Below are 21197 nucleotides of genomic sequence, written 5' to 3'. Positions count from 1 at the left end.
CGCGGGTCAGCCGCCCGACCCCTTGCGGTCCTTCGTCCTGTCCTTGCCGTGCTTGTCCTTCCCGCCGTGCTGCCCGTCCTTGTGGTTCTTCGGCGGAGTCGGCCTGGTGGGCGGGGCGGCAGACGGTGGCGCGGCGGCGGGGGCGGTGGCGGACTCGCCCGCGGGCGGTGAGGTCACGGCCGTCGGGTGCGAGGAAGGTGTCCGAGTCGGCGCCGGCCTGGGCGAGACGGTCGGGGCGGTGCTGTCGCCGTCGGAGTTCAGCGCGGCCCCGAGGGCCGTGGCCGCGGCGAACAGAGCGACCGCCGCGCCACCCAGCAGGGCTTTGGACGCCTGCCGTCGGCGGTTGCGGGGGCGGGAATGCGCTGCGGGGGCGCCGGTTCGAGGCGGTGGTGGAGACGTGCCGGCCGACGGGCTGGAGGTCCTGTCCGGGGCCACAGGGTCCAGCGGCTCCGTCGGTTCCGCCGATTCGGCCGGGTCTGCTTCCCACTCCTGCGCACCCAGCCACTCGGCGGCCTCCTCCGCGCTCGGTCGCTGCGCGGGATCCTTGGCCAGCAGGCGCAGCACATAGTCAGACAGCGGCCGGGGTACGGCGGTGCTCAACCGGTGGGGTGGCGGCGGGGCGGTGTCGACGTGCTGCTGCACCACGGCGAGCGAGGTCGTGCCGCTGAACGGCGGGCGGCCGGTGAGCAGCTCGTACAGCACGCAGCCGAGCGAGTACACGTCGGAGGCGGGCTGCGCGGGTCGCCCCAGGGCCCGCTCGGGGGCCAGGTAGTCGGCGGTGCCGAGGATCTTTCCGGTGGCGGTCGCGGTGCCGGCGCTGTCGTCGGTGAAGCGGGCGATGCCGAAATCCGTGATCTTCACGGTGCGGTCGGCGGTGAGCATGACGTTGGCGGGCTTGATGTCCCGGTGGATCACTCCCTGGCGGTGCGCGGCGGACAGCCCCTGCGCCACCTGCGCGGCGACGGCGGCCGCTTCCCGCGCTGCCAGGCTGCCGCGCTGGGACCTCTCCTGCGCGAGGGTCCAGCCGTCCACGAGTTCCATCACCAGATGGAACCGGCCGTGATCGGAGCCGAAGTCGTACACGCCCACCACATGCGGATGGTTGAAGCGGGCCGTGGTCTGCGCCTCCAGGCGGAACCGCTCGATGTCGGTGGTGTCCGCCGCCTTCAGCAGCTTGATCGCCACCGGACGGTCCAGGACCCGGTCGGCCGCGCGCCACACCTCGCCCATCGCACCGCTGCCCAGCAGTTCCTCCAGCTGATAGCGGTTCGCCAGCAGCACGTGCACACCCATCCCGAATTCCGACATAGCCACTGGCTACAGCGCAGCGCCGGACGGGGGTGTCACACCGGGCGGTGCGGCATTTGCTGCGGTGGCGCTAGTGGGACTGGAGTGTGACGAGATGCTCCCCGTCCGCGGTGCGCAGCTCGTAGCGGGCGATCTCGCCGGTGTGCATGGAGGAGCTGCCCTGCATGGTGATCGGGCGGGCGTCGTGGTTGGGGACGGTCCAGCTGGTCAGGATCTGCTCGGAGCCGTCGCGGCCGATGGCGACCAGACGACAGGGGCGCGGGCCCGCGCCGTCCTTCACCTCGAGCTTGATCTGGCTGCCCGAGTACGCGTCCTCGGTGGTCACCTGGGCCCATACGCCCGACTTCGCGTCGGTGGCCGCGATCCGCACCGTGTCGGTGGTGCCGCCGCCGGCCATCGTCATCGCGATGCCCGGCCCGGCCACCCCGATCGCCAGGGACGCTGCCACGGCGTACAGGAAGCGCCGTCGGCCCGCCCGGTGCCGGGCGGCCACCGTGCCGAGCAGCCGGTCGAGCAGCTGCGGGCCGGGCCTGGTCATGGGGCTCACGAACCGTGGCGTCGCCCGGCGGTACAGCATCATCTGCCGGGTGATGGGCCCGAATTCGGTCACGTGAGCGGCGCAGCGCGCGCACTCCATGAGGTGGTCCTCGAAGCGGAAGGCGTCCGCCTCGTCCAGCACGCCGAGCGCGTACGCGGCGACGTCGCGATGCCTCTCCTGGGACCTCATGCCGAATCCTCGTGCCGTTGGGTGCGGGTGGGGTTACTCCTTGCTCCCACAGGTACGCACCAGACAGTCGAATCACTCAGGGCATGTGGAGAATCGCAACCAAGGGATTCGGAGCCGTCCGGCCCGCGGATTGGTCCAAATCAAAACGAGGCTAAAAAAGGTGGATGGCGAGGTGGCCGAGCGGCAGGCCCAGTTGCCACGCCTTCGTCCACACCTTCGGACCCTCGTCCTCGCCGACCACCGCCGCGCCGCCCGGCACCGCGTTCAGGTCGGGCGCGAGCAGCTCGGTCTCCTCCAGCCAGCGCCAGGCCGACCGGGCCAGTTCCACGTCGGGTGCGGGGCCGCCGGATTCGCCCGCCTGGGCGACCAGCTTCGCCATCCGCTCGCGCACCCAGTCCTGCCACGGCTGGTCGTACGCCGTCAGCGACAGCCAGGTCTCCAGCTGGGAGACCACCCGGATCCCCGGGAGTTCGCCGTCCGTGTCCGAGAGGAAGACGGTCAGCGCCAGGGCGTCGCGCCCGGCGCGGAACTCGAAGGACGTCGGCGGCATCAGATCGCCCGTCCGCAGCAGCTCGTCGGCGATGTACTCGGCGTACAGCCAGGCCATCGGGACGACCAGCTCACCGCCGCCGGTGCCGTCCGTGCTCTCTTGACCTCTGTGCAGCATCCCTTCCTGCCTTCCTCCGGTGCGTGCGCGTCGCCCGACTCCGGGCCCCGGTCGCGGGGCCCCGAGCCCCCAGTCCGGAACACGGATGAGGACAGCTGATTGCTCAACCGGGGTCCTCAGCAAGGCGCTTTACGGAGGTTTGACTCAGCCGTCGGTTTCACCGCAGGTCGGCCGCATATCCGGGAAGCACCCGGCGGAGGGCGCGCAGCGCGTAGTACGCGCGGGACTTCACCGTACCGGGAGGAATTCCGAGGGTCTGCGCGGCTTCCGCAACACTCGCCCCCTGGAAATACACGAGCACCAGGACTTCACGGTGCTCCGGAGTGAGTGTCTTCACAGCCTCGCGGACATCGAGGGCGGCGGCGGCCCGCTCGGCGTGGTCGCCGATCACCCGGGCGTTCTCCAGGACCGCGTCCCCGACCTCGGGCGGCCGCGCCTGCCGGGCCCGTCGCGCATCGATGGCGAGCCGCCGTCCCACGGTCATCAGCCAGGGCCGTACGGAGTCGAAGTCATCGGCGCGCAGCGCCTCTGGATGCTGCCAGGCGCGCACCAGGGTCTCCTGCACCAGGTCCTCGGCGCGCTGCCGGTCGCCGTCGCAGAGTCGCAGCAGCAGCGCGAAGAGGGGGCGGCCGTGCTCGCGCTGCAGCGCGGCGAGCTCGTGCTCGGCGGTCGTCGCGTTCGGGAGGGTGGTTCCGGCCGTCATGGCCGTATGGCACCGCAGGGTGCCGCCCCGGGACAGGGGCCGTGCCGGGATCTGCGGCGGACGGTCGATCGCGTCGACGAACGGTACGACGAACGGTCCCGCGCGCCCGTTCGCGGGCACCGGACGGGTTAATCGGGGTGGGGCGGTCGTTTGGCCGCGCATTCAGGTTCGTACCTATTTATGCGTAAATCTGACAACAGTGGGGTGAGCTGATGATTGCACGGAGACGACAGGTTGCCCTGGCCCTGATGGCCGTTCTGACCGCGGGCGCGGCCTGCCAGGCCCAGCATCGGCAGGCGTACACCCGTGCCGGAGACCCGGGGGCCCCGGCGGCGACCGCGGCCCGTACCTTCACGCTGGTGGCCTCCGGCGACATCATCCCGCACGGCTCGATCATCGACCGCGCCCGCTTCGACGGAGGCGGCGCCGGCTACGACTTCCGGCCGATGTTCTCCGGCATCAGACCCGTCGTCTCCCGCGCCGATCTGGCGCTGTGTCACATGGACACGGTCTACGGGGCGAACGGCCACTACACGGGCCGCTCCCCGTTCAAGTCCCCGCCCGAGATCGCCCAGGGCCTGGCCGCCACCGGCTACGACGGCTGCTCCACCGCCTCCGGCCACAGCCTCGACGACGGCACCGACGGCGTCCGCCGCACCCTCGACGCCCTGGACGGCGCGGGCGTACGGCATGCCGGTTCGGCCCGTACCGAGGCCGAGGCGCACACCGTCACGATCCTGCGGGCGGGCCCGGCCAAGGTCGCCCACCTCGCCTACACCTTCGACACCAACGGCATCCCGCGGCCGCAGGGCGCGCCGTGGGCCGTCAGCCTCCTGAACGGGAACACGATCATCGAGGACGCCCGGGCGGCCCGGCGGGCGGGCGCCGACGTGGTCGTCGTCTCCGTGCACTGGGGCACCGAATGGCAGGACACGCCCGACCGGCAGCAACTCGCCCTGGCCCGGCAGCTCACGGCCTCCCGCACCGGCGACCGCCCCGACGTCGACCTCGTCCTCGGCACCCGCGCCCATGTCCCGCAGGCGTACGAGAAGGTCAACGGCACCTGGGTCGTCTACGGCCTGGGTGATCAGATCGCCGGCGAGATGTCCAACGGATCCGGCGCCCAGGACCCGCGCGGCAACGAGTCCACCCTGGGCCGCTTCACCTTCACCGCCCGGGCGGGTGGCCGCTGGGAGGTCACCAAGGCGGAGTTCGTCCCGCTGATGTTCGACGTCGACGCGGGGCGGTCGGTGAACCTCAACCAGGCCATCGCCCAGGGCGCCGAGGTGAAGGCCGTGCGTGACGCGATCCGCAACGTGGTGCTCAGCAGGGGCGCTGCGAAGGACGGGCTGACCATGGGGCAGTAGGTCAGTCGACGTCCACGTGGTCCAAGGCCTTCAGCATCTCCCTCAGGACCCGCACGGTTGCCCGCAGTTCGGCATCCGTCAGATCGCCGCCGACCTGCCGGTTGAGATGGTGCTCCCGGCCCAGGATCGCGGTCATGGTCGCCCGGCCCTCGTCTGTGATCCGGATCAGGGACGACCGTTGGTGCGCGGGGTTGGGGATGGCCTCGACCCATCCCTGCGCCGCCGCGTCGTTGACCATGCGCTGCACGAACTGCCGGCTCAGGGCCAGGATCCGCCCCATCTGAGGCACCGTCATGGGGTCGCTCTGCCGCAGCAGATCCAGTACGGCGCGTACGCCGACGGAGACGCCTTCGACCGCCTCGCCCTGCTCGACCTTGCGCACGGCGCGCCGGTACAGCGGGCCGACCAGGTCGAACACCTCGGTCAGACGGTGGCCCAGCTCGTCGGGGGTGAGGGGCTTGTCGATGTCGTTCACCCGTCCATCATGACATCCAGGTTGTCAAATCCCTCCGGAGATGACACCTTGGTTGTCATGAATGGTGCTTCGGACGTTCGCCTCTTCCCGTCCTCCGACGGTGACCTCGCCTACCTCGACACCGGCTCCGGTGATCTCGTCGTCCTCCTTCACGCGGGGTATGTCGACCACCGCGTCTGGGACGACCAGATACCGGCCCTCGCCGCCGAGTACCGGGTGATCGCCCCGGACGTACGCGGACACGGATCCTCCGCCAACGCCACGAAGCCGTTCCGCTGGGCGGACGACCTCGCCGCCCTGCTCCGCCACCTCGACGCGGGCCCCGCGGTCCTCGTAGGCCTGTCGATGGGCGGTGTGATCGCCACCGACACCGTGCTGGAGTACCCCGAGCTCGTGCGCGCGGTGGTCACCTGCGGCGCGGCGACCGGCGACTTCCAGTACACGGACGACTGGACCCGTCAGATCCAGGCCGAGTACGCCCGCACCCTGGGCGCCGGCGACGTCGAGGGCTGGCTCGAGGCGTTCGTACGGGTGGTGCCAGGCCCCTACCGCAGCGCCGACGACGTCGACCCGGGCATCGCGCGCCGGTTGAAGGAGATGGCCTTCCACACCATCTCCAAGCACACGCCCGGCGAGAAGGACTGGCACATGCGCGTGACCGACTCCTGGTCCCGCCTGCCGAAGATCGACGTCCCGGTGCTCACCGTCAACGGCACCCTGGAGCCCCCCGAGCTGCTGGAGGCGGCCGAACGTCTCGCGCGCACCGTCCCCGACGGCCGTGCGCAGACCGTCGAGGACACCGCCCACTACCTCAACATGGAGAAACCGGAGGTCTTCAACAAGATCCTGCTGGAGTTCCTCCGCGCGCTCCAGGAGCGGCTCGGAGAGGGGGACGGGGTCGGGGAGGCGGACGCGGGCGGATGACTCGGGTGCAAGGAGGCGGAACGCGGAGCCAGGCCCTCGCACAGCCGGGCCGGAAAGGCCGGCGCCCTGCGCTGTACGACCCGGCAGCCTCCCGCTGCCCCCTCGGCGATCGGCACCCACCCGGACTTCTCGGCCGGGAAGAACCAGCGGTCACCGAGCCGGGACGAGCAGCCGGGCGCCGAGGCGTCGTCGCAGGCCGGTCCGGTCCGCCAGGAGAAGTCAGCACCAGCCACTTGCCGTCACACTCCTGCGAGTCCCGGTAGGACTGCGCGGGCGCGTCGACCGCCATCAGCGCCTGGTCGTAGGAGGCGTCCGGCCGACCGCTCCTTGGTGCAGCCTGAACGCCGGTCCCCCGACGCACCGCCTCGAAATCTCGCTCAATCCCCGTGTCGCACCGGTGTTGCCCGGGCCGACGCAGAACTCCAGCCCGCCGTGACGCAGTTCACCGGAAAAGGGTGACAGGGTGTTGTCGCGGACGGCTGCGAGGGTCGGCGTCATGACCATCACAGACGAGGACTGCCTCGCCGAGACCCTGGCCTTCAACGAGCAGTTCGAGGCCACTGCCGCAAGCCGCCCGGCCCGCGGACAGACGCCGGACCCGACCATGCTGGCACTGCTGCGCCGCAACCGGCTGGGCGGCCACACACCACCGGTGCGACTGCCGCAGGGCCGGGACCGCGTCGTCGCGGGCGGGGTCGGGGTCCGGGCGTTCGTGCCGGACCAGGTCGACGGCGTATATCTGCACCTGCACGGGGGCGGCTGGGCGTTCGGCTCCGCGGGCGGGCAGGACGAGAGGCTGTGGCGGCTCGCCGTACAGGCGCGGCTGGCGGTGCTGAGCGTGGAGTACCGCCTGGCGCCGGAACACCCCTTCCCCGCCGCACCCGACGACTGCGAAGCGGCCGCCCGGTGGCTGGTGGAGCACACCGCAGCCGAGTTCGGCACCGGGCGGCTGCTGATCGGCGGCGAATCGGCCGGCGCCCACCTGAGCGTCCTCACCCTGCTGCGCCTGCGCGACCGGCACCGCATCACCGGCGCATTCCGGGCGGCCCAGCTGCTCTTCGGCCCGTACGACCTGTCGATGACGCCGAGCCAGCGGTCGTTCGGCTCGAGGCGGCTGCTGAGCAACACCGACTCCCTGCGGGGCAGTTATGAGCTCTTCACCCCGGGAATGGGGGCGGAGCAGCGCCGCGACCCGGAGATCTCGCCGCTCTTCGCCGACCTGACGGGTCTGCCGCCCGCCCGGATCGTCGTGGGCACCGAGGACCCGCTGCTGGACGATTCGCTGTTTCTGGCCCAGCGCTGGCAGGCGGCGGGTGCGCCCGTCGAACTCGGGGTCGTCGCCGGGGCGATGCACGGATTCACGCTGTTCCCGCTGACCGTCACCGAGCGGGAACAGGCACGTGAGCGGGAGTTCCTCACTGCGGCGGGACGGTAGCGTCGGCCTCATGAACCGCACTGCCCGACTCTATGCGCTGGTGGAAGAGTTGCGCTCGGCGGCGCCGCGGCCGCTGACGGTCGCCGCACTCGCCACGCGGTTCGAGGTCAGTACCCGCACCGTCCAGCGTGATCTGCAGGCGCTGATGGATTCCGGTGTCCCGGTGCGCACCACGCCCGGGCGCGGCGGGGGCTGGACGATCGACCCGGCGACGACGCTGCCTCCGATGCACTTCACCGCCGACGAGGCGGCGGCGTTGGCCGCCGCGCTGGCCGCGGCCGACGCCTCCGCTCCTTATGCCGGGGCGGCCCGTACGGCGTACCAGAAGATCGTCGCCTCGATGACCGGTCCCGGCTCGGCGGCGGCCCGGCAACTCGCCGCCCGGATCGTCGCGCTGCCGACGCGGACCGACCCGGCGGTTCGCGCCGCCGTGGAACAGGCCCTCACCGACGCCAAGGTGCTGCGCCTGTCCTACGTCGACGCGGCCGGACGCGAGAGCGAGCGCGAAGTGGAACCGGCCGGGCTGCTCACTGCCGAAGGCCGCTGGTACCTCATCGCCTGGTGCCGCACCCGGCGGGCCGGCCGGGGCTTCCGGCTGGACCGGATCACAACGGCGGCCACCACCGGCGAGCAGGCACGCCCCCATGACCTGGCGGACCTACTGCACGGCTCGGCAGCCGCCGACGCGGTGCCACCGGCCGCGCTGGCCTCCTTGCACTAGCGGCCGGCCGTACCGTTGGCCACCGAGCCGACGAGGGTGCTGCGCTGTCTGGGGGACACCCCCGGACCCCCGGTACCCGCGCCGATGATGCCGCCTACGCCGATCGCGGTCAGCTGCCACAGCCCCAACGACCGGTCCGGACGGGTCCCTTCGCCGACCTCCGTCTCCTCGATGTGCTCGATCGGTTTGCGACGGAGAATCCCCTCACCTGTCGGAGGCCGGGCCATGCACCTCACCGCTTCGCGTTCGGCAACGGCTGACGGCTGATCATGGCGGCCCAGCGGTACCCGGGGGAAAGAGGCCACGCAGATACCTGCCCGTACCAACTGAACTGAACGGCTGTTCAGGAAGGAGCGCGCCGCAGTAGTTTGGCGCGCAACCACTCGCCTCGCTCGCGGAGTACCTCGAATGAGCAGCGACAAACAGCCCCTGACGCATCTTCAGACCTTCCGGCCCCCGCCCGTCGTCGACGGCACGGACGCCGACCGGACTCTCGGCCGGGCGATGATCGCCGCCTGGCAGGCGGACGGCATCTTCCAGATCCGCGCCACCCCGGCCCAGCGGGCCGCCACCGAACGGGCGTTGGCGGCCTCCCGCGCCTTCTGCGCCCGCCCCCTGAGGGAGAAGGCCTCGCATGTCTCCGACCTCACCTACAGCGGCTATGTCGCCTCCGGCGAGGAGGAGACCGCGGGGGAGCGGGACGGCTCGGAGATCTTCACCGTCTGCCCCGACATCCCGGCCGACGACCCCCGCGTCATCGAACAGTGGCCCTGCCACGGCCCCGTCCCCTGGCCGTCCCCCGACTACGCCCGCGCGATGAAGGAGTACATGGCCGCGCTCGGCGAGATCGGCCACCGCCTGCTGCGGTTGACCGCGCTGGGCCTCGGCATGGACGACCCCGACACCTTCACCCGCCTCACCGCGGACGGCTGGCACCACATGCGGGTCCTGCGCTTCCCGCCCGCCGACGCCACCTCCGAACGCGGCATCGGCGCCCACACCGACTACGGCCTCCTCGTCATCGCCGCGCAGGACGACGTCGGCGGCCTCTACATCCGCCCGCCCGTACCGGGCGAGCAGCGCGGCCGCAACTGGCTGCCGGAGGAGTCCATGGCCGGCCGCTACGAGCACGAGGAACCCTGGACCTACGTCACCCCGGTCCCGGGCGTCTTCACCGTCTTCCCCGGCGACATCATGCAGTTCATGACCGGCAGCGTGCTGCTCTCCACCCCGCACAAGGTGCGCCTGGCCGCCCGCGAGCGCTACACCCTCGCCTATTTCCACGAGCCGAACTTCAACGCGGTGGCCCGGCCGCCGGCCGAGGCGGGCCCCGGCGAGTACATCCACTACGGCAGCCACTTCACCTCGATGTTCCGCAGGTGCTACGCCGACCGCATCACGACCCGCAGGATGGAGGCGGAGGGCCGCCTGAAGGTCCTCCACCGCCTCCGCGAGGAAGCACTGCACACCGCCTGAACGGTCACGGGGCAGCCGCGCAACTCAGGTCCTGGGCCGTCACGGCCTCCGGTCACAGCCGCAGCCACACCGTCCCGCGGCGCAGGCGACCTGGCTCCAAGGCCCCGCCGACGACCGCCCGTGCCGCCCGGCTACCGTGCCGACATGCCGATGCGAACCCAAGACCTCGATCACGAACTGATCCAGGCCGCAGCCCATGTCGCCCGCACCCGCTGCCGGGGCGACAACCACACCATGGCCGCGGCCGCCCGGGCCCGGGACGGGCGGATCTTCACCGCGGTGAACGCCTACCACTTCACCGGAGGTCCCTGCGCGGAGCTGGTCGTCATCGGCGCGGCGGCCACGCAGGGCGTCTACGAACTGGACACGATCGTCGCGGTGGGCGATCGCGACCGAGGGGTCGTGCCTCCGTGCGGCCGGTGCAGACAGGTACTGCTCGACTACTTCCCGGCTCTGAAGGTCATCGTCGGCCAGGGCGACCGCCTCCGCGCCGTCCCCGTCACCGAGCTGCTGCCGGAGAGCTACGTCTGGGCCGACCACCAGCTCGACACCGACCCCGCATGAACGAGCCCGGCGGACAGGCCGCCTACTGGAACGGCCCCGGCGCCACCAAGACGTTCACGCACCCGGTGCACCATCCCTGGCTGGCAGGGGTCGGCCAGGACGCCCGCATCCTCGACCACGGCTGCGGGTACGGCCGGGTGACGGCCGAGTTGCAGGACCGCGGATTCAGCCGGGTGTCCGGGGTGGACCCGTCGCCCCGGCTGATCGAGCGGGGCCGTAGCGCGAGACCCGACCTGTGCCTGGAGGTCCTGCCCGCCCCGCCGGTCCTGCCGCACGCCTCGGCAAGTGTCGACGTCGTCCTGCTGTTCGCGGTGCTCACCTGCGTTCCCGACGACGCCGCCCAGCGGGCCCTGGTCGCCGAGCTGGTCCGCGTCCTGGCACCGGGCGGCCTGCTGTACGTCAGCGATCTGCTCGTGCAGGACGACGAACGCAACCGGGACCGCTACACCGCCCACGCCCGCAGGTTCGGCACACCGTACGGGGTGTTCACCACCGACGACGGCGCCGTCTGCCGGCACCACGACCTCGCCGGTCTGCGTGCCCTCCTGGCCGGTCTCGACCCGTTGGGTGAGCGCCCGATCGACGTCCTCACCATGAACGGCCACCGCACGCAGGGCATACAGCTGCTCACCCGCAAGCCGTGAGCCTCACGGCACCACCGTGACCGGCCACCGCCCCGCCTTCACCAGCCGTACGGCCACCGAACCGACGATCCGGTGCCCGGCCTGCTCGGAGGCGCCCACCACCACCGCGTCCGCCTTCAGCTCGTCCGCGGCCTTGACCAGGCCGCTGTAGGGATCACCGCGGAAGGTGTGGAACTCCCAGCGGACGTCGTATATCCCCTTGAGCCGCTCGGTGGCGTCCCGGATCTGGGTCTTCAGGTCCTCGGCGATCTCGTCCGTCGTCTCGGCGACCGGCGCACCCATGGCCGCGCCCGCGGCCATCACCGGCTGCACATAGACCACGGCGAGCAGCGCGTGCTGGCGTCTGGCCAGGCCACCGGCATATGCCGCGGCGCGCATCGAGGAGTCCGAGCCGTCCACCCCGACCACGATGACCTTGGGCCCGTCCGTGCCCCGCTCGAACTGGTGCGAGTGCTGTTCCGTCACGGCTGTGAGGCTATCGGAAGCCGCAGGTCCCGCCGCCGTGCGGGGCCTCTCGACGGGCGAGGCCGCCGAGCCCTTCCTACAGTCGGAACCATGAGTGCCACAGCGGAGGCCTCCCCGCCCCGGGACCCCCCGGGTCCGATACGGCCGCCCGGAAGCGGTCCGATGAACAAGGTGCCCGAGGTCTTCGCGGCCTTCTTCGGCGCCCTCGGCCTGCTGTGCGGCCTGCTGGCCCTCATCCCTCCGCTGCGCGTCCTGCTGCGCCCGGTGGTCCGCTTCCTCGACGTGATCATCGTCCCGGTCAGCGCCAATCTCGCCTACGCCGTCTTCCTCTTCCTGCTCGCCGCCGCGATCGCCGCCCGCAAGAAGATCGCCTGGTGGCTGGTGGTCGTCTACCTCGGCCTGCTGGTCCTGGACGACATCCTCGGTGTGGCCCTGGGCCTGTATGTCGAGTCCGTCCCGTCCCTCGTCGTCTGCGGCCTCGCACTGACTGTGCTGATCGTCGCCCGCAAGGAGTTCTACGCCGCCTCCCGCCGCGCCGCCTTCCGCCGGGCCCTGGGGGTGCTGCTGGCCGGGATCGCCGCCGGCATCCTCGTCGGCTGGGGCCTGGTGGCCCTCTTCCCCGGCACCCTGCCCGAGAGCCAGCACCTGCTGTGGGCCGCCAACCGGGTCTGCGGCGGTCTGGTGTCGGGCCGTTCCTTCGACGGCCGCCCGCCCCGCGCCCTGTTCTTCCTGCTCGGCCTGTTCGGCGCGCTCGCCCTGCTCAACGCCGCCGCCACCCTGTTCCGTTCGCAACGCCTGGAAGGCGCCCTGCACGGCGACGAGGAGCCCCGTATCCGCGCCCTGCTGAAGGCCTACGGCGAGCAGGACTCCCTCGGCTACTTCGCCACCCGCCGGGACAAGGCCGTCGTCTTCTCGCCCAGCGGCAAGGCCGCCGTCACCTACCGTGTCGAGGCCGGCGTCTGCCTCGCCAGCGGCGACCCCGTCGGCGACCGGGAGGCCTGGCCGCACGCCATCGCCGCCTGGCTGGACGTGGCCCGCCGGTACGGCTGGGCGCCCGCCGTGATGGGTGCCTCCGAGGACGGAGCCAGGGCCTTCGCCCGCGCCGGCCTCGGCGCGCTCCAACTCGGCGACGAGGCGATCCTGCACGTGCCCGGCTTCGACCTCGACGGCCGCGACATGCGGGTCACCCGGCAGGCCGTGCACCGCGTGCGCCGCACCGGCGCCCACTGCCGCATCCGCCGCCACGCCACCCTCACCGACGAGGAGATGGAGGAGGTGATCGACAAGGCGGACGCCTGGCGCGACACCGAGACCGAACGCGGCTTCTCCATGGCCCTGGACCGCCTGGGCGACCCGGCCGACGGCGACTGCCTGCTCGTGGAAGCCCTCGGCGAGGACGGCCGCCTCCTCGCCCTGCTCTCCTTCGTGCCCTGGGGCCGCGACGGCGTCTCCCTCGACCTGATGCGCCGTGACCGCAGCGCCCCCAACGGCGTCATGGAGTTCATGGTCGCCGAACTGTGCGAGGCGGCACCGAAGCTGGGGATCCGCAGGATCTCGCTGAACTTCGCGGTCTTCCGCTCGGCCTTCGAGGAGGGCGCCCGCATCGGCGCCGGACCGGTGCTGCGCCTGTGGCGCCGCCTGCTGCTGTTCTTCTCCCGGTGGTGGCAGCTGGAGGCGCTGTACCGCTCCAACGCCAAGTACCAGCCGGAGTGGTACCCACGCTTCATCTGCTACGGCGACGCGGGCTCCCTCGCCCGTATCGGGCTTGCCTCCGGCATAGCCGAAGGTTTCGTTTCGGTACCGTCCTTGCGCAAACTCTGGGGAAAGGGGCACCCGAAGGGCGCGTCCAGGCCCGCGACCACCGAGGGCCTGCCGTCGCTGTCGGCGCTCGGCCTCGACGGAGGGGGCGAGGCCGGGCCCGGCGATCCCCATGCCGGCCTGCCCGAACAGGTCCGCATCCGGCACCGCACCCTCGACCGGCTGCGCGCCGACGGCACAGACCCCTACCCGGTCGCCATCCCGCGGCGCACCCACGCCCTCGCCGACGTCCGCGAGGGCGAACAGGTCACCGTCGCCGGCCGCATCATGCTGGTGCGCGACTTCGGCGGCATCGTCTTCGTCACCCTGCGCGACTGGTCCGGCGACCACCAACTCGCGCTCACCCGCGAGGACTCCGGCTCCGCCCTCGACCGCTTCACCGCGGACACCGACATCGGCGACCACATCACCGCCACCGGCCGGGCCGGCGTGAGCGACAAGGGCGAACCGACCGTCTTCGTCACCTCCTGGCAGCTGATCGGCAAGTGCCTGCGCCCGCTGCCCGACAAACGCCGCGGTCTCGCCGACCCCGAGGCCAAGGTCCGCATGCGCTACCTCGACCTGGTCTCCAGCCCCGACGCCCGCCAGGTGATCCGCGCCCGCTCCACCGCGGTGCAGGCCCTGCGCCAGGGCCTCTTGGAGCGCGGCTACCTCGAGGTCGAGACCCCGATGCTGCAGCAGATCCACGGCGGCGCCAACGCCCGCCCTTTCACCACCCACATCAACGCCTACGACCTCGACCTCTACCTGCGCATCGCGCCCGAGCTGTACCTGAAACGGCTGTGCGTAGGCGGCCTGGAGAAGGTCTTCGAGATGGGCCGCACCTTCCGCAACGAGGGCGTCTCCTACAAGCACAACCCCGAGTTCACGATGCTGGAGGCGTACCAGGCCTTCGCCGACTACGACGTGATGCTCGACCTCACCCGCGAACTGATCCAGGGCGCGGCCACCGCCGCCTTCGGCGCGCCGATCGCCCGCAAGGACGGTCAGGAGCACGACATCTCGGGCGCCTGGCCGGTCAAGACGGTGCACGGCGCGATCTCGGAGGCGCTGGGGGAGGAGGTCGACGCGGACACGGAGCTGCCGGTGCTGCACCGGCTGTGCGACCGCGCCGGCGTGCCGTACAAGCCGGACGACGGGCGCGGCGACGTCGTACTCGAAATGTACGAGCGCCTGGTGGAGGAGAAGACCCGGCTGCCCACCTTCTACAAGGACTTCCCGACCGACGTCTCCCCGCTCACCCGCCAGCACCGCACCGACCCGCGGCTGGCCGAGCGCTGGGACCTGGTCGCCTTCGGCACCGAACTGGGCACCGCCTACTCGGAGTTGACCGACCCGGTCGAACAGCGCCGCCGCCTCACCGCCCAGTCACTGCTCGCCGCCGGTGGAGACCCCGAGGCGATGGAACTGGACGAGGACTTCCTCGACGCCCTCGAGTACGCCATGCCGCCCACCGGCGGCCTGGGCATCGGCGTCGACCGGCTGGTCATGTTCCTCACCGGCCTGACGATCCGTGAGACGCTGCCGTTCCCGCTGGTGCGCCGCCGCTGACGTTCAAGGAGCGGTAGGTCTGGCGCAGGGTCCGCTTGCGGTCGAGGACGGCGGCGATCTCGCCGGCACCGCGAGTGTGAGGGCCACCAGGTCCAGATGGGCCGAGCGGGGTGTCGCCGGAAGCAGGACCCGAGCGTAAACGGGTACGGCCGGCAGCCGACGGCCGCGGACACGAGGACGGACCGGTTCGCTTTTGCGGCATCCGGGACGCCGCGCGGGCTTGGCTTACCGCACCCGTCCAGGACACGCACGGCGGCTTGGGCCGGGCGTGTGTTTTCCTGCCGCCGCTGCGGTGTCGTGGGGGACCGTCGGTCCTGGTTCGGGCGACTGATGAGTCATGAAGAAGGATCAGTTGCTCACCAGGCGCCGTGCGTTGATCGCGGGTGCCGCCGCTCTGGGCGCGGCCGGCGCCTCCGGGGTGCTCGCATCGGGCGGGGGCGACGAGACGGCTCGGCCCGTCGCTCCCGCGCCCGGCCCCGATCCCCAGGAGAGCCATGCGCTCGAGCCGTCCGACTACCGCCTCCAGCCGCTGACCGGATACGAGCAGGTGCGCGCGGCACCCCGCAGGACCCGGGTACGGCACCAGCCGTTCCTGCGTGTGCACGGACGCGGTCGCACCATGGTGCTGACCTTCGACGACGGGCCCGACCCCCGCTACACCCCGCACATCCTGGACACCCTCGCCGAGTACGACGTCCGCGCCATGTTCTTCGTGTGCGGGGAGATGGCCGTCGACAACCAGGACCTGCTGGCCCGCATGGCCGACGACGGCCACATCGTCGGCAACCACACCTGGACCCACCCCCTGCTGACCCGACTGAAGCGGTCCGAGATCCGCTCCGAGATGGAACGCACCAGCGACGTCATCGAGGACGCCTACGGCGAGCGGCCCCTGTGGTTCCGTGCCCCCTACGGCGCCTGGAACCGTGCGACCTTCCAACTCGGCGCCCAACTGGGCATGGAGCCCCTGGCCTGGACGGTCGACACCCTCGACTGGACCACCCCCGGCACCCGCACCATCGTCGACCGGGTCGAGGACGGCGCGGCCCCCGGCGTCGTGGTGCTCTCGCACGACGCCGGGGGCAACCGCTCCCAGAGCGTCCGGGCTTTGCGCCGCTATCTGCCGCACCTGCTGGAATCCGGCTACCACATCACCGTGCCCAGACGGCGGCACACATAGCCGGATTCCGCCCGCCCGGCCGGGGCACGCTCAGCGGACCTCGGCCAGGCGGGCGAAGACGACGACGTTCCCGTCGTAACCGTGCTTCTTGGAGAAACCGCCGCCGCAGGTGATGACCCGCAATTCCGGCGCCCCCTTGGAGGCGTAGACGCGGTCGCCGGGGAAGTTGTTCTTCGCGAAGACCTCGATGCCGTAGATCTCGAACACGGCCGTCTTTCCGTCCTTGCGCGCGATCTCGACGCGGTTTCCCTTCTTCAGCGCCCCGAGGTTGTAGAACACCGCGGGGCCCTGTTTGTTGTCGACGTGGCCGACCACCACCGCGGTGCCCTTCTCGCCGGGGGTGACGGCACCCGTGAACCAGCCGGCCAGGTTCGGATCCTCGGGAGGAGGTGCCCCGACCCAGCCGTCGGCGGCCAGACCGACCGGCAACACCGGTGCGTCGACCCGGATCGTGGGGATCCTGACCCGGTCCGGCGGGGAGGCCGGCAGCGGCTGGACGGCACCTGCGGCGACGGCGGCGGGGGCGTGGGTGTCCGCGGCCGCCGCGGTGGCCGGCTGCGGCGGACCCACGTCGAACTCCCCCGAACCGTTCCGAATGAGGGCGATGCCGGTCAGCAGCACCAGCGCTATGACCCCCCAGGGGGCGCGCTTCTTCCGTCGCTCCTCCTCTTCGGCCAGTTCGGCCAGTTCGGACGCAGACATTCGTTTCCCCTCTCGACGAGGCAGTCGCCGCGTCAATCGCGCATGACGCCAAGCTAAATGGCCTGTGCGAAACCGGCGACGGGGCGGATGCGAACGGGTGGCACGCCCGAGGGGGGTGCGCCATCCGAGTTGCCGCGGACAGGAAATTTCTGACGGTCCGTGACCTGCGGATATATGTGATTATCTGCTTATTGCTCGGCGTGTCCTCTCACCAGGACGGACCATCCCCGAAATGCGGGCGCGTGCACCGCATCTGACTGTCTTTCTGGGAGGCGCTTTCTCGCCGATATTGCCGGGGACGGGACCCGGGGCGCCTTCCGCGGAGGATCACATGAGTAGTCATCGTGCCCTGGCGGTCTCGGCCGCCGCGGTCGCCGTGCTCGGCCTCGCCGCACCGGCGGCCGTCGCCCGGGACGGCATGAACTTCAACCCCAGCAACATCGTCGCGCTGCCCAGTGTCATCGCCCGTGGCGGGCAGTTGACCATCACCGTCGACGGCTGCCCGGGCGGAGCCACTGCGACCTCGGACGCGTTTCCGAGCACGCCACTGATGACGGTCGCAGGCAGCAACACGGCGAGGGGCACCGCGACGGTGAACCGGGACGCGAGGAACGGTACGCATCCCATCACCGTCACCTGTGGCGGCAAGTCCCTGACCAACCCCGCCGCCTTCACCGTCATCGGCGGTGTCCAGGGCGGGTTCGGCGGCGGCAGCTCCACCGGGGCGACACCGACCGACGTGGCCATCGGCGGCGGGCTCGTGGCCGCGGCCGTCCTCGCCGGCGGAGCGTTCTGGCTGCGCCGCAGGTCCGAGAAGCGGATCTGACCTCCCTCTCTTCGGAGAGCAGACCGCACATCGACCTCGGAAAGCGGACCGCAGGTCACGTCCGTGAAGGAGATCGCACGTTGAAGGGCCCTCGCCCCGATTCCCCCACAGGAGCCGGGGCGATGGCCCTTTGTCAGGCACCTTCCTCGCCGCTGCGGCGGCGCGAGAGGTGGTACGCCGCGCCGACCGAGCCCGTGACGAGGGCGAGACCCATGCCGATCTCCCTGAGGTCGAACCCGGCGATGCTGCCGCCCACACCGGCGTGCACACCCCGGTGCGGGTGGGCCGGGACCGGAACGGGGTCGACCGGCACCGGGGTCGGGTGGTGCGGGCGGCCGCCCACGATGGTCAGCTCCGTGGAGCCGCTTGCGCCGTCGCAGGAGAACGTCACCTGATACACCGCCCCCGGCTTCGCGTCCCGGTCCACCACCGCCGTCGCCCAGGACCGTCCCACCGGAATCACGACCGTGTCGAACACCACCGACGTGACCCTCGCAGGCCCCTTGCAGTCGCCGTCCCGGTTCACATGCAGCTTGACCTCGCTGCCCGCCGCGACGGTGGACGGCAGCACGCTGAAGCCGAACGGCGTGATGTCGTGCCAGTCGTCCCGTGCGACGGCGGCGGGTGCGGAGAGGGCGAGGGCGCTGATGCCCAGCAGAGCGGCCGAAGCAATGCGTATCGCGCGCATGGTGGTTCCTCCGGTCCTCGAGGAGCAGTTGCGGACCCGTTCCGCTGTGGGGCTTGAATGCACCTCGATAACCGAAACGCTAGGAACGGGTGTCCGATCGCGCGATCGCTGTAGGGCGAATGGGGCAAACGTATGGGCCACCCAGGGGACGGCTGCGGCGTGGCGCCCTGTCCCCGGGTGACCCGTCGTGCGACGGCCTGCCCGTCAGCCCCTCAGGTGCGGGAAGAGATTGAGGAAGGGTGCAGCCGACGCCGTGATGCCCCGGGTGTAGGGCGCGTCGAAGTCCCAGATGAGGAAGAGCAGGAACGCGATCAGGGCGGAGAACAGTCCGGCCAGGATCAGTTCGCGCACGGTGCGCCGGATCTGCAGCGCGAAGACCATGCCGATGGTGATCACGGCCCCGGCGAGCAGCCCGAACCACACCACGCCCGGCATGGTCGCCCCCATGGAGTCGGCCCGGGCGCTGCGCGCCTGGTCCGCAGCGGTGACCTGGTCGAGGAGCGGCTGGTAGGCCTGGGCCTCGAAGTCGGACTTCGGCTGGTAGTCGGTGACGTCCTGGCGGATGCGCGCGAGGAGCTGGTCGCCGCGCGAAGTGACATGCCCGTCGTCGTCCATCACCTTCCACTCGGTGTGCACGACGTGTCCGACATAGGCGTTGACATCGTCCCGAATACGGTCACGGACATCGGTCGGATAGACCCGCACCCGCTCCGAGATCTCGTGCAGCGCGACCGCCTCCGACTGCACGTGGTCCTGGGCGGCGCTGCGCCCCTCCCACACCCCGGCGATGGCCAGGCCCAGGACGATGGCGTACACCACGCCGATCCACATCGTCATGTACTCGATGACGTCCGGGGTCTCGCTGGGGTCCTCGTCCTCGGGGGCGGCCCGGTGCCGTACGAAGGTGACGATGATCACCACGGCGCAGGCGGCCAGCATCGCGAGGGTGAGAACAAGCCATTCCGACAAGAGATTCCTCCTGGAATCAGCGCGGCCGCAGCGCGGCGACGGCGATCACGGCGGGAACCGTGATGAGCAGGACAAAGGTGACGGGCGAAGGGCCGCCGCGCGGCGACCGCTTGGGCGCCGGCGCCCGGTAGCGCGGATAGGTCACCGGCGCCAGGTCCGGACGGGGGGCGGGCTTGGCCGACGGCCTCGGGGGGCCGGGGGCCGGGGGTGGCGCGGCGGGGGGAGTGACGCGCGGTTGCGGTGCCGCAGGCTTCGGAGCAGGCGGGGAAGGCAACGGCGGCTTCGGCTTCGGTTCCGGCTTCGGTGTCGGCTTCGGTGGAGGGGCGGGCGCCGGAGGCGGCGGCTTCGGCTCGGGCGGCGTGGGCTTGGGCGTCGGAGTCGGAGTCGGAGTCGGAGTGGGTGTCGGCGTGGGTGCGGGGCAAATCGGCGGAGTCGGCCAGGCGAGGTCCCCGGCAACCGCCACGGCCTGAGTGCCGTCCGGCCCCACCGAGGCATACGCACACGCATCGGCCGCAGCGACGCCGCCGGGCGCCCCCACCAGAAACCAGGTCAGAGACACCACGCAGACCAGACGCGCCGCAAAGGGGCGCGGCGCCGTATCGATCTGCGGCTCCGCCGCGGGGCGCGACCGGCCACGACGGCGCCGCAGGCAAAAGGCGACCGATCGCCCCGCATCCCGCGGAGCGCCACGCACCAACGCCCGTACGGCGAAGGAGGTTTGAGTCGATTCGGGTCCATACACGCCGAAGATCATGAGCCCTCGTGCGCCGGGGCGTGCCGTATCGCGCCCCGATTGGCTCGAACGGGGGATGATCCCCGCACGGCGGTTTGATCGCTGCGCGCCCCGCAGCACGAAAAAGGCGCACGCACGTGCGAACCTGCGCCCCGGCGCCCCAGGTTCAAAAAAGAAATTTGTGAGGCGGTTGAACACAACCGCGGGTCCCATTCGTACCCATGCTCGTGCGGCGACGCAGCAGGGCGCTGCAACACCTTTGCGATAATGGGGAGTTGACGATGAAGACCTCCTGGCGGAGCGCTTCACTCATGGCAAGCGCCGTGGCCGTACTGGCGCTGACGACGGCGTGCGGTCAGGAAAGCGGCACGTCGTCGGTGGGCAGCCAGAACGTGGGCGCCACCGCCCCGGCGGGCGGTTACGGCAGCGTCGGCGCGGCCGGTGCCGGAGCGAGCGCCAGCCCCAGCAACGGCTACGGTGCCGACGGCCAGAACTCCGGGGCCCAGTCCTCGGCCGCGGGCAAGCTCGCCGTCAGCCAGAACGCCGAGCTCGGCAAGGTGCTGACGGACGGCAACGGCATGACCCTCTACCGCTTCGACGAGGACACCGCCGAGCCGCCCAAGTCCAACTGCGACGGCGACTGCGCCAAGGCCTGGCCGCCGGTTGCCGCGAACGACGCCGCGGCCGGCGCCGGCATCGACAAGGCGCTGCTCGGCGAGGTCACCCGGGCCGACGGCACCAAGCAGCTGACCATCGGCGGCTGGCCGGCGTACCGCTATGCCAAGGACACCAAGGCCGGGGACGTCGCCGGTCAGGGTGTGGGCGGCAAGTGGTTCGCGCTGGCCCCCGACGGGAAGAAGGCCACCCTGGCGAGCCTGCCCGGCCTGTCCGTGCGCAAGGACCCCAAGCTCGGTGACATCGTCGTCGACAAGAACGGCATGACGGTCTACCGCTTCCTGAAGGACGTGGCCTGGCCGAAGCCGATCTCCAACTGCACCGGTTCCTGCCTGGAGAAGTGGCCGGCGGTCGGGATCGTCTCGAAGGACGACACCAAGGGCATCGAGAAGAAGGGCCTGATGGGCTTCACCCGGCCCGACGGCGTCAAGCAGATGACCGTCGACTGCTGGCCCGCGTACACCTTCTCCGGCGACACCAAGCCCGGGGACATCAACGGCCAGGGCGTGGGCGGCACCTGGTACGCCATGTCGCCCGACGGAAAGCCGGTCGGCGCGCCGAAGAAGTAGCCATCACCTC

Annotated in this window: 21 protein-coding genes and 1 pseudogene; 11 read left to right on the top strand and 11 right to left on the bottom strand. The window is 71.3% G+C overall.

Annotated elements, in window-relative coordinates:
* Window positions 1-6: 6 nt before the first annotated feature.
* From ACFY1E_RS41550 to ACFY1E_RS41535, 4 genes are all read right to left on the bottom strand, one after another.
* Entirely contained in the window at window positions 7-1308 is a 1302-nt protein-coding gene (locus ACFY1E_RS41550) for a protein kinase (RefSeq protein WP_389086073.1), read from the bottom strand.
* A 70-nt stretch (window positions 1309-1378) separates the two neighbouring features.
* Window positions 1379-2035 (bottom strand): zf-HC2 domain-containing protein, encoded by a 657-nt coding sequence (locus ACFY1E_RS41545; protein ID WP_389086070.1) that lies wholly within the window; start codon window positions 2033-2035, stop codon window positions 1379-1381.
* A 151-nt stretch (window positions 2036-2186) separates the two neighbouring features.
* Window positions 2187-2702 (bottom strand): hypothetical protein, encoded by a 516-nt coding sequence (locus ACFY1E_RS41540; RefSeq protein ID WP_389086068.1) that lies wholly within the window; start codon window positions 2700-2702, stop codon window positions 2187-2189.
* Between the two features lie 157 nt (window positions 2703-2859).
* Window positions 2860-3405 (bottom strand): sigma-70 family RNA polymerase sigma factor, encoded by a 546-nt coding sequence (locus ACFY1E_RS41535; RefSeq protein WP_389086066.1) that lies wholly within the window; start codon window positions 3403-3405, stop codon window positions 2860-2862.
* 212 nt (window positions 3406-3617) lie between these two features.
* Here ACFY1E_RS41535 and ACFY1E_RS41530 point away from each other — a divergent pair, with 212 nt between their 5' ends.
* The gene (locus tag ACFY1E_RS41530; RefSeq protein WP_389086063.1) at window positions 3618-4772 is read left to right on the top strand and encodes a CapA family protein; all 1155 of its coding nucleotides are present in this window, start codon (window positions 3618-3620) and stop codon (window positions 4770-4772) included.
* 1 nt (window position 4773) lies between these two features.
* On the opposite strand, the gene ACFY1E_RS41525 is transcribed toward ACFY1E_RS41530, so the two are convergent.
* Complete coding sequence (locus ACFY1E_RS41525) at window positions 4774-5247, bottom strand: MarR family winged helix-turn-helix transcriptional regulator (protein WP_389086061.1); 474 nt, start codon at window positions 5245-5247, stop codon at window positions 4774-4776.
* A gap of 57 nt (window positions 5248-5304) precedes the next feature.
* On the opposite strand from ACFY1E_RS41525, the gene ACFY1E_RS41520 reads away from it, so the two are divergent.
* The 3 genes from ACFY1E_RS41520 (at window position 5305) to ACFY1E_RS41510 (ending at window position 8327) form a co-directional block, all read left to right on the top strand.
* Complete coding sequence (locus tag ACFY1E_RS41520; RefSeq protein WP_389086059.1) at window positions 5305-6171, top strand: alpha/beta fold hydrolase; 867 nt, start codon at window positions 5305-5307, stop codon at window positions 6169-6171.
* 496 nt (window positions 6172-6667) lie between these two features.
* Window positions 6668-7606: an alpha/beta hydrolase gene (locus ACFY1E_RS41515; protein ID WP_389086057.1), complete on the top strand. Its 939-nt coding sequence runs from the start codon at window positions 6668-6670 to the stop codon at window positions 7604-7606.
* 10 nt (window positions 7607-7616) lie between these two features.
* Window positions 7617-8327: a helix-turn-helix transcriptional regulator gene (locus ACFY1E_RS41510; RefSeq protein WP_389086055.1), complete on the top strand. Its 711-nt coding sequence runs from the start codon at window positions 7617-7619 to the stop codon at window positions 8325-8327.
* 2 nt (window positions 8328-8329) lie between these two features.
* Here the strand turns inward: ACFY1E_RS41510 and ACFY1E_RS41505 are convergent.
* Window positions 8330-8554 (bottom strand): annotated as a pseudogene (locus ACFY1E_RS41505) (hypothetical protein); the annotation flags it as partial.
* A 181-nt stretch (window positions 8555-8735) separates the two neighbouring features.
* Between ACFY1E_RS41505 and ACFY1E_RS41500 the strand changes: the two are divergent.
* The 3 genes from ACFY1E_RS41500 to ACFY1E_RS41490 all read left to right on the top strand — a co-directional run bounded on the left by ACFY1E_RS41500 (window position 8736) and on the right by ACFY1E_RS41490 (window position 11011).
* A complete protein-coding gene (locus tag ACFY1E_RS41500) occupies window positions 8736-9803 on the top strand; it encodes an isopenicillin N synthase family dioxygenase (RefSeq protein ID WP_389086052.1) in 1068 nt (355 codons plus the stop codon).
* Window positions 9804-9947: 144 nt separating this feature from the next.
* Window positions 9948-10367: a cytidine deaminase gene (locus ACFY1E_RS41495; protein ID WP_389086050.1), complete on the top strand. Its 420-nt coding sequence runs from the start codon at window positions 9948-9950 to the stop codon at window positions 10365-10367.
* Window positions 10364-11011 carry a class I SAM-dependent methyltransferase gene (locus ACFY1E_RS41490; protein WP_389086047.1) on the top strand — a complete coding sequence of 216 codons (648 nt, stop codon included), beginning with the start codon at window positions 10364-10366 and terminating at the stop codon, window positions 11009-11011. Before ACFY1E_RS41495 ends, ACFY1E_RS41490 begins: the two co-directional genes overlap by 4 nt.
* 3 nt (window positions 11012-11014) lie before the next feature.
* Here ACFY1E_RS41490 and ACFY1E_RS41485 read toward each other — a convergent pair whose 3' ends face one another.
* Window positions 11015-11476 (bottom strand): universal stress protein, encoded by a 462-nt coding sequence (locus tag ACFY1E_RS41485; RefSeq protein WP_389086045.1) that lies wholly within the window; start codon window positions 11474-11476, stop codon window positions 11015-11017.
* Between the two features lie 90 nt (window positions 11477-11566).
* Here ACFY1E_RS41485 and lysX point away from each other — a divergent pair, with 90 nt between their 5' ends.
* Together lysX and ACFY1E_RS41475 are read left to right on the top strand one after the other, a co-directional pair.
* Window positions 11567-14845 carry a bifunctional lysylphosphatidylglycerol synthetase/lysine--tRNA ligase LysX gene (gene lysX, locus ACFY1E_RS41480; RefSeq protein WP_389086042.1) on the top strand — a complete coding sequence of 1093 codons (3279 nt, stop codon included), beginning with the start codon at window positions 11567-11569 and terminating at the stop codon, window positions 14843-14845.
* A gap of 337 nt (window positions 14846-15182) precedes the next feature.
* Entirely contained in the window at window positions 15183-16025 is an 843-nt protein-coding gene (locus tag ACFY1E_RS41475) for a polysaccharide deacetylase family protein (RefSeq protein ID WP_389086040.1), read from the top strand.
* Window positions 16026-16055: 30 nt separating this feature from the next.
* Here ACFY1E_RS41475 and ACFY1E_RS41470 read toward each other — a convergent pair whose 3' ends face one another.
* Window positions 16056-16727, bottom strand: coding sequence for a class F sortase (locus ACFY1E_RS41470; RefSeq protein WP_389086038.1), 672 nt, complete (start codon window positions 16725-16727; stop codon window positions 16056-16058).
* 331 nt (window positions 16728-17058) lie between these two features.
* Between ACFY1E_RS41470 and ACFY1E_RS41465 the strand changes: the two genes are divergently transcribed.
* On the top strand, window positions 17059-17553 hold the full coding sequence (locus tag ACFY1E_RS41465) for a hypothetical protein (protein WP_389086036.1): 495 nt from the start codon (window positions 17059-17061) through the stop codon (window positions 17551-17553).
* A gap of 133 nt (window positions 17554-17686) precedes the next feature.
* Here the strand turns inward: ACFY1E_RS41465 and ACFY1E_RS41460 are convergent, their stop codons facing one another.
* The 3 genes from ACFY1E_RS41460 to ACFY1E_RS41450 form a co-directional block, all read right to left on the bottom strand.
* On the bottom strand, window positions 17687-18241 hold the full coding sequence (locus ACFY1E_RS41460) for a hypothetical protein (protein WP_389086033.1): 555 nt from the start codon (window positions 18239-18241) through the stop codon (window positions 17687-17689).
* Between the two features lie 204 nt (window positions 18242-18445).
* Window positions 18446-19210: a DUF4239 domain-containing protein gene (locus tag ACFY1E_RS41455; protein WP_389086031.1), complete on the bottom strand. Its 765-nt coding sequence runs from the start codon at window positions 19208-19210 to the stop codon at window positions 18446-18448.
* Window positions 19211-19226: 16 nt separating this feature from the next.
* Window positions 19227-19355 (bottom strand): hypothetical protein, encoded by a 129-nt coding sequence (locus tag ACFY1E_RS41450; RefSeq protein ID WP_389086028.1) that lies wholly within the window; start codon window positions 19353-19355, stop codon window positions 19227-19229.
* A gap of 869 nt (window positions 19356-20224) precedes the next feature.
* Here ACFY1E_RS41450 and ACFY1E_RS41445 point away from each other — a divergent pair.
* Window positions 20225-21187, top strand: coding sequence for an SCO0930 family lipoprotein (locus ACFY1E_RS41445; protein ID WP_389086219.1), 963 nt, complete (start codon window positions 20225-20227; stop codon window positions 21185-21187).
* Window positions 21188-21197: the final 10 nt, after the last annotated feature.

The organism is Streptomyces sp. NPDC001604 (assembly GCF_042893475.1).
Taxonomy (GTDB): domain Bacteria; phylum Actinomycetota; class Actinomycetes; order Streptomycetales; family Streptomycetaceae; genus Streptomyces.
This window is presented reverse-complemented; position numbering and strand designations above follow the sequence as displayed.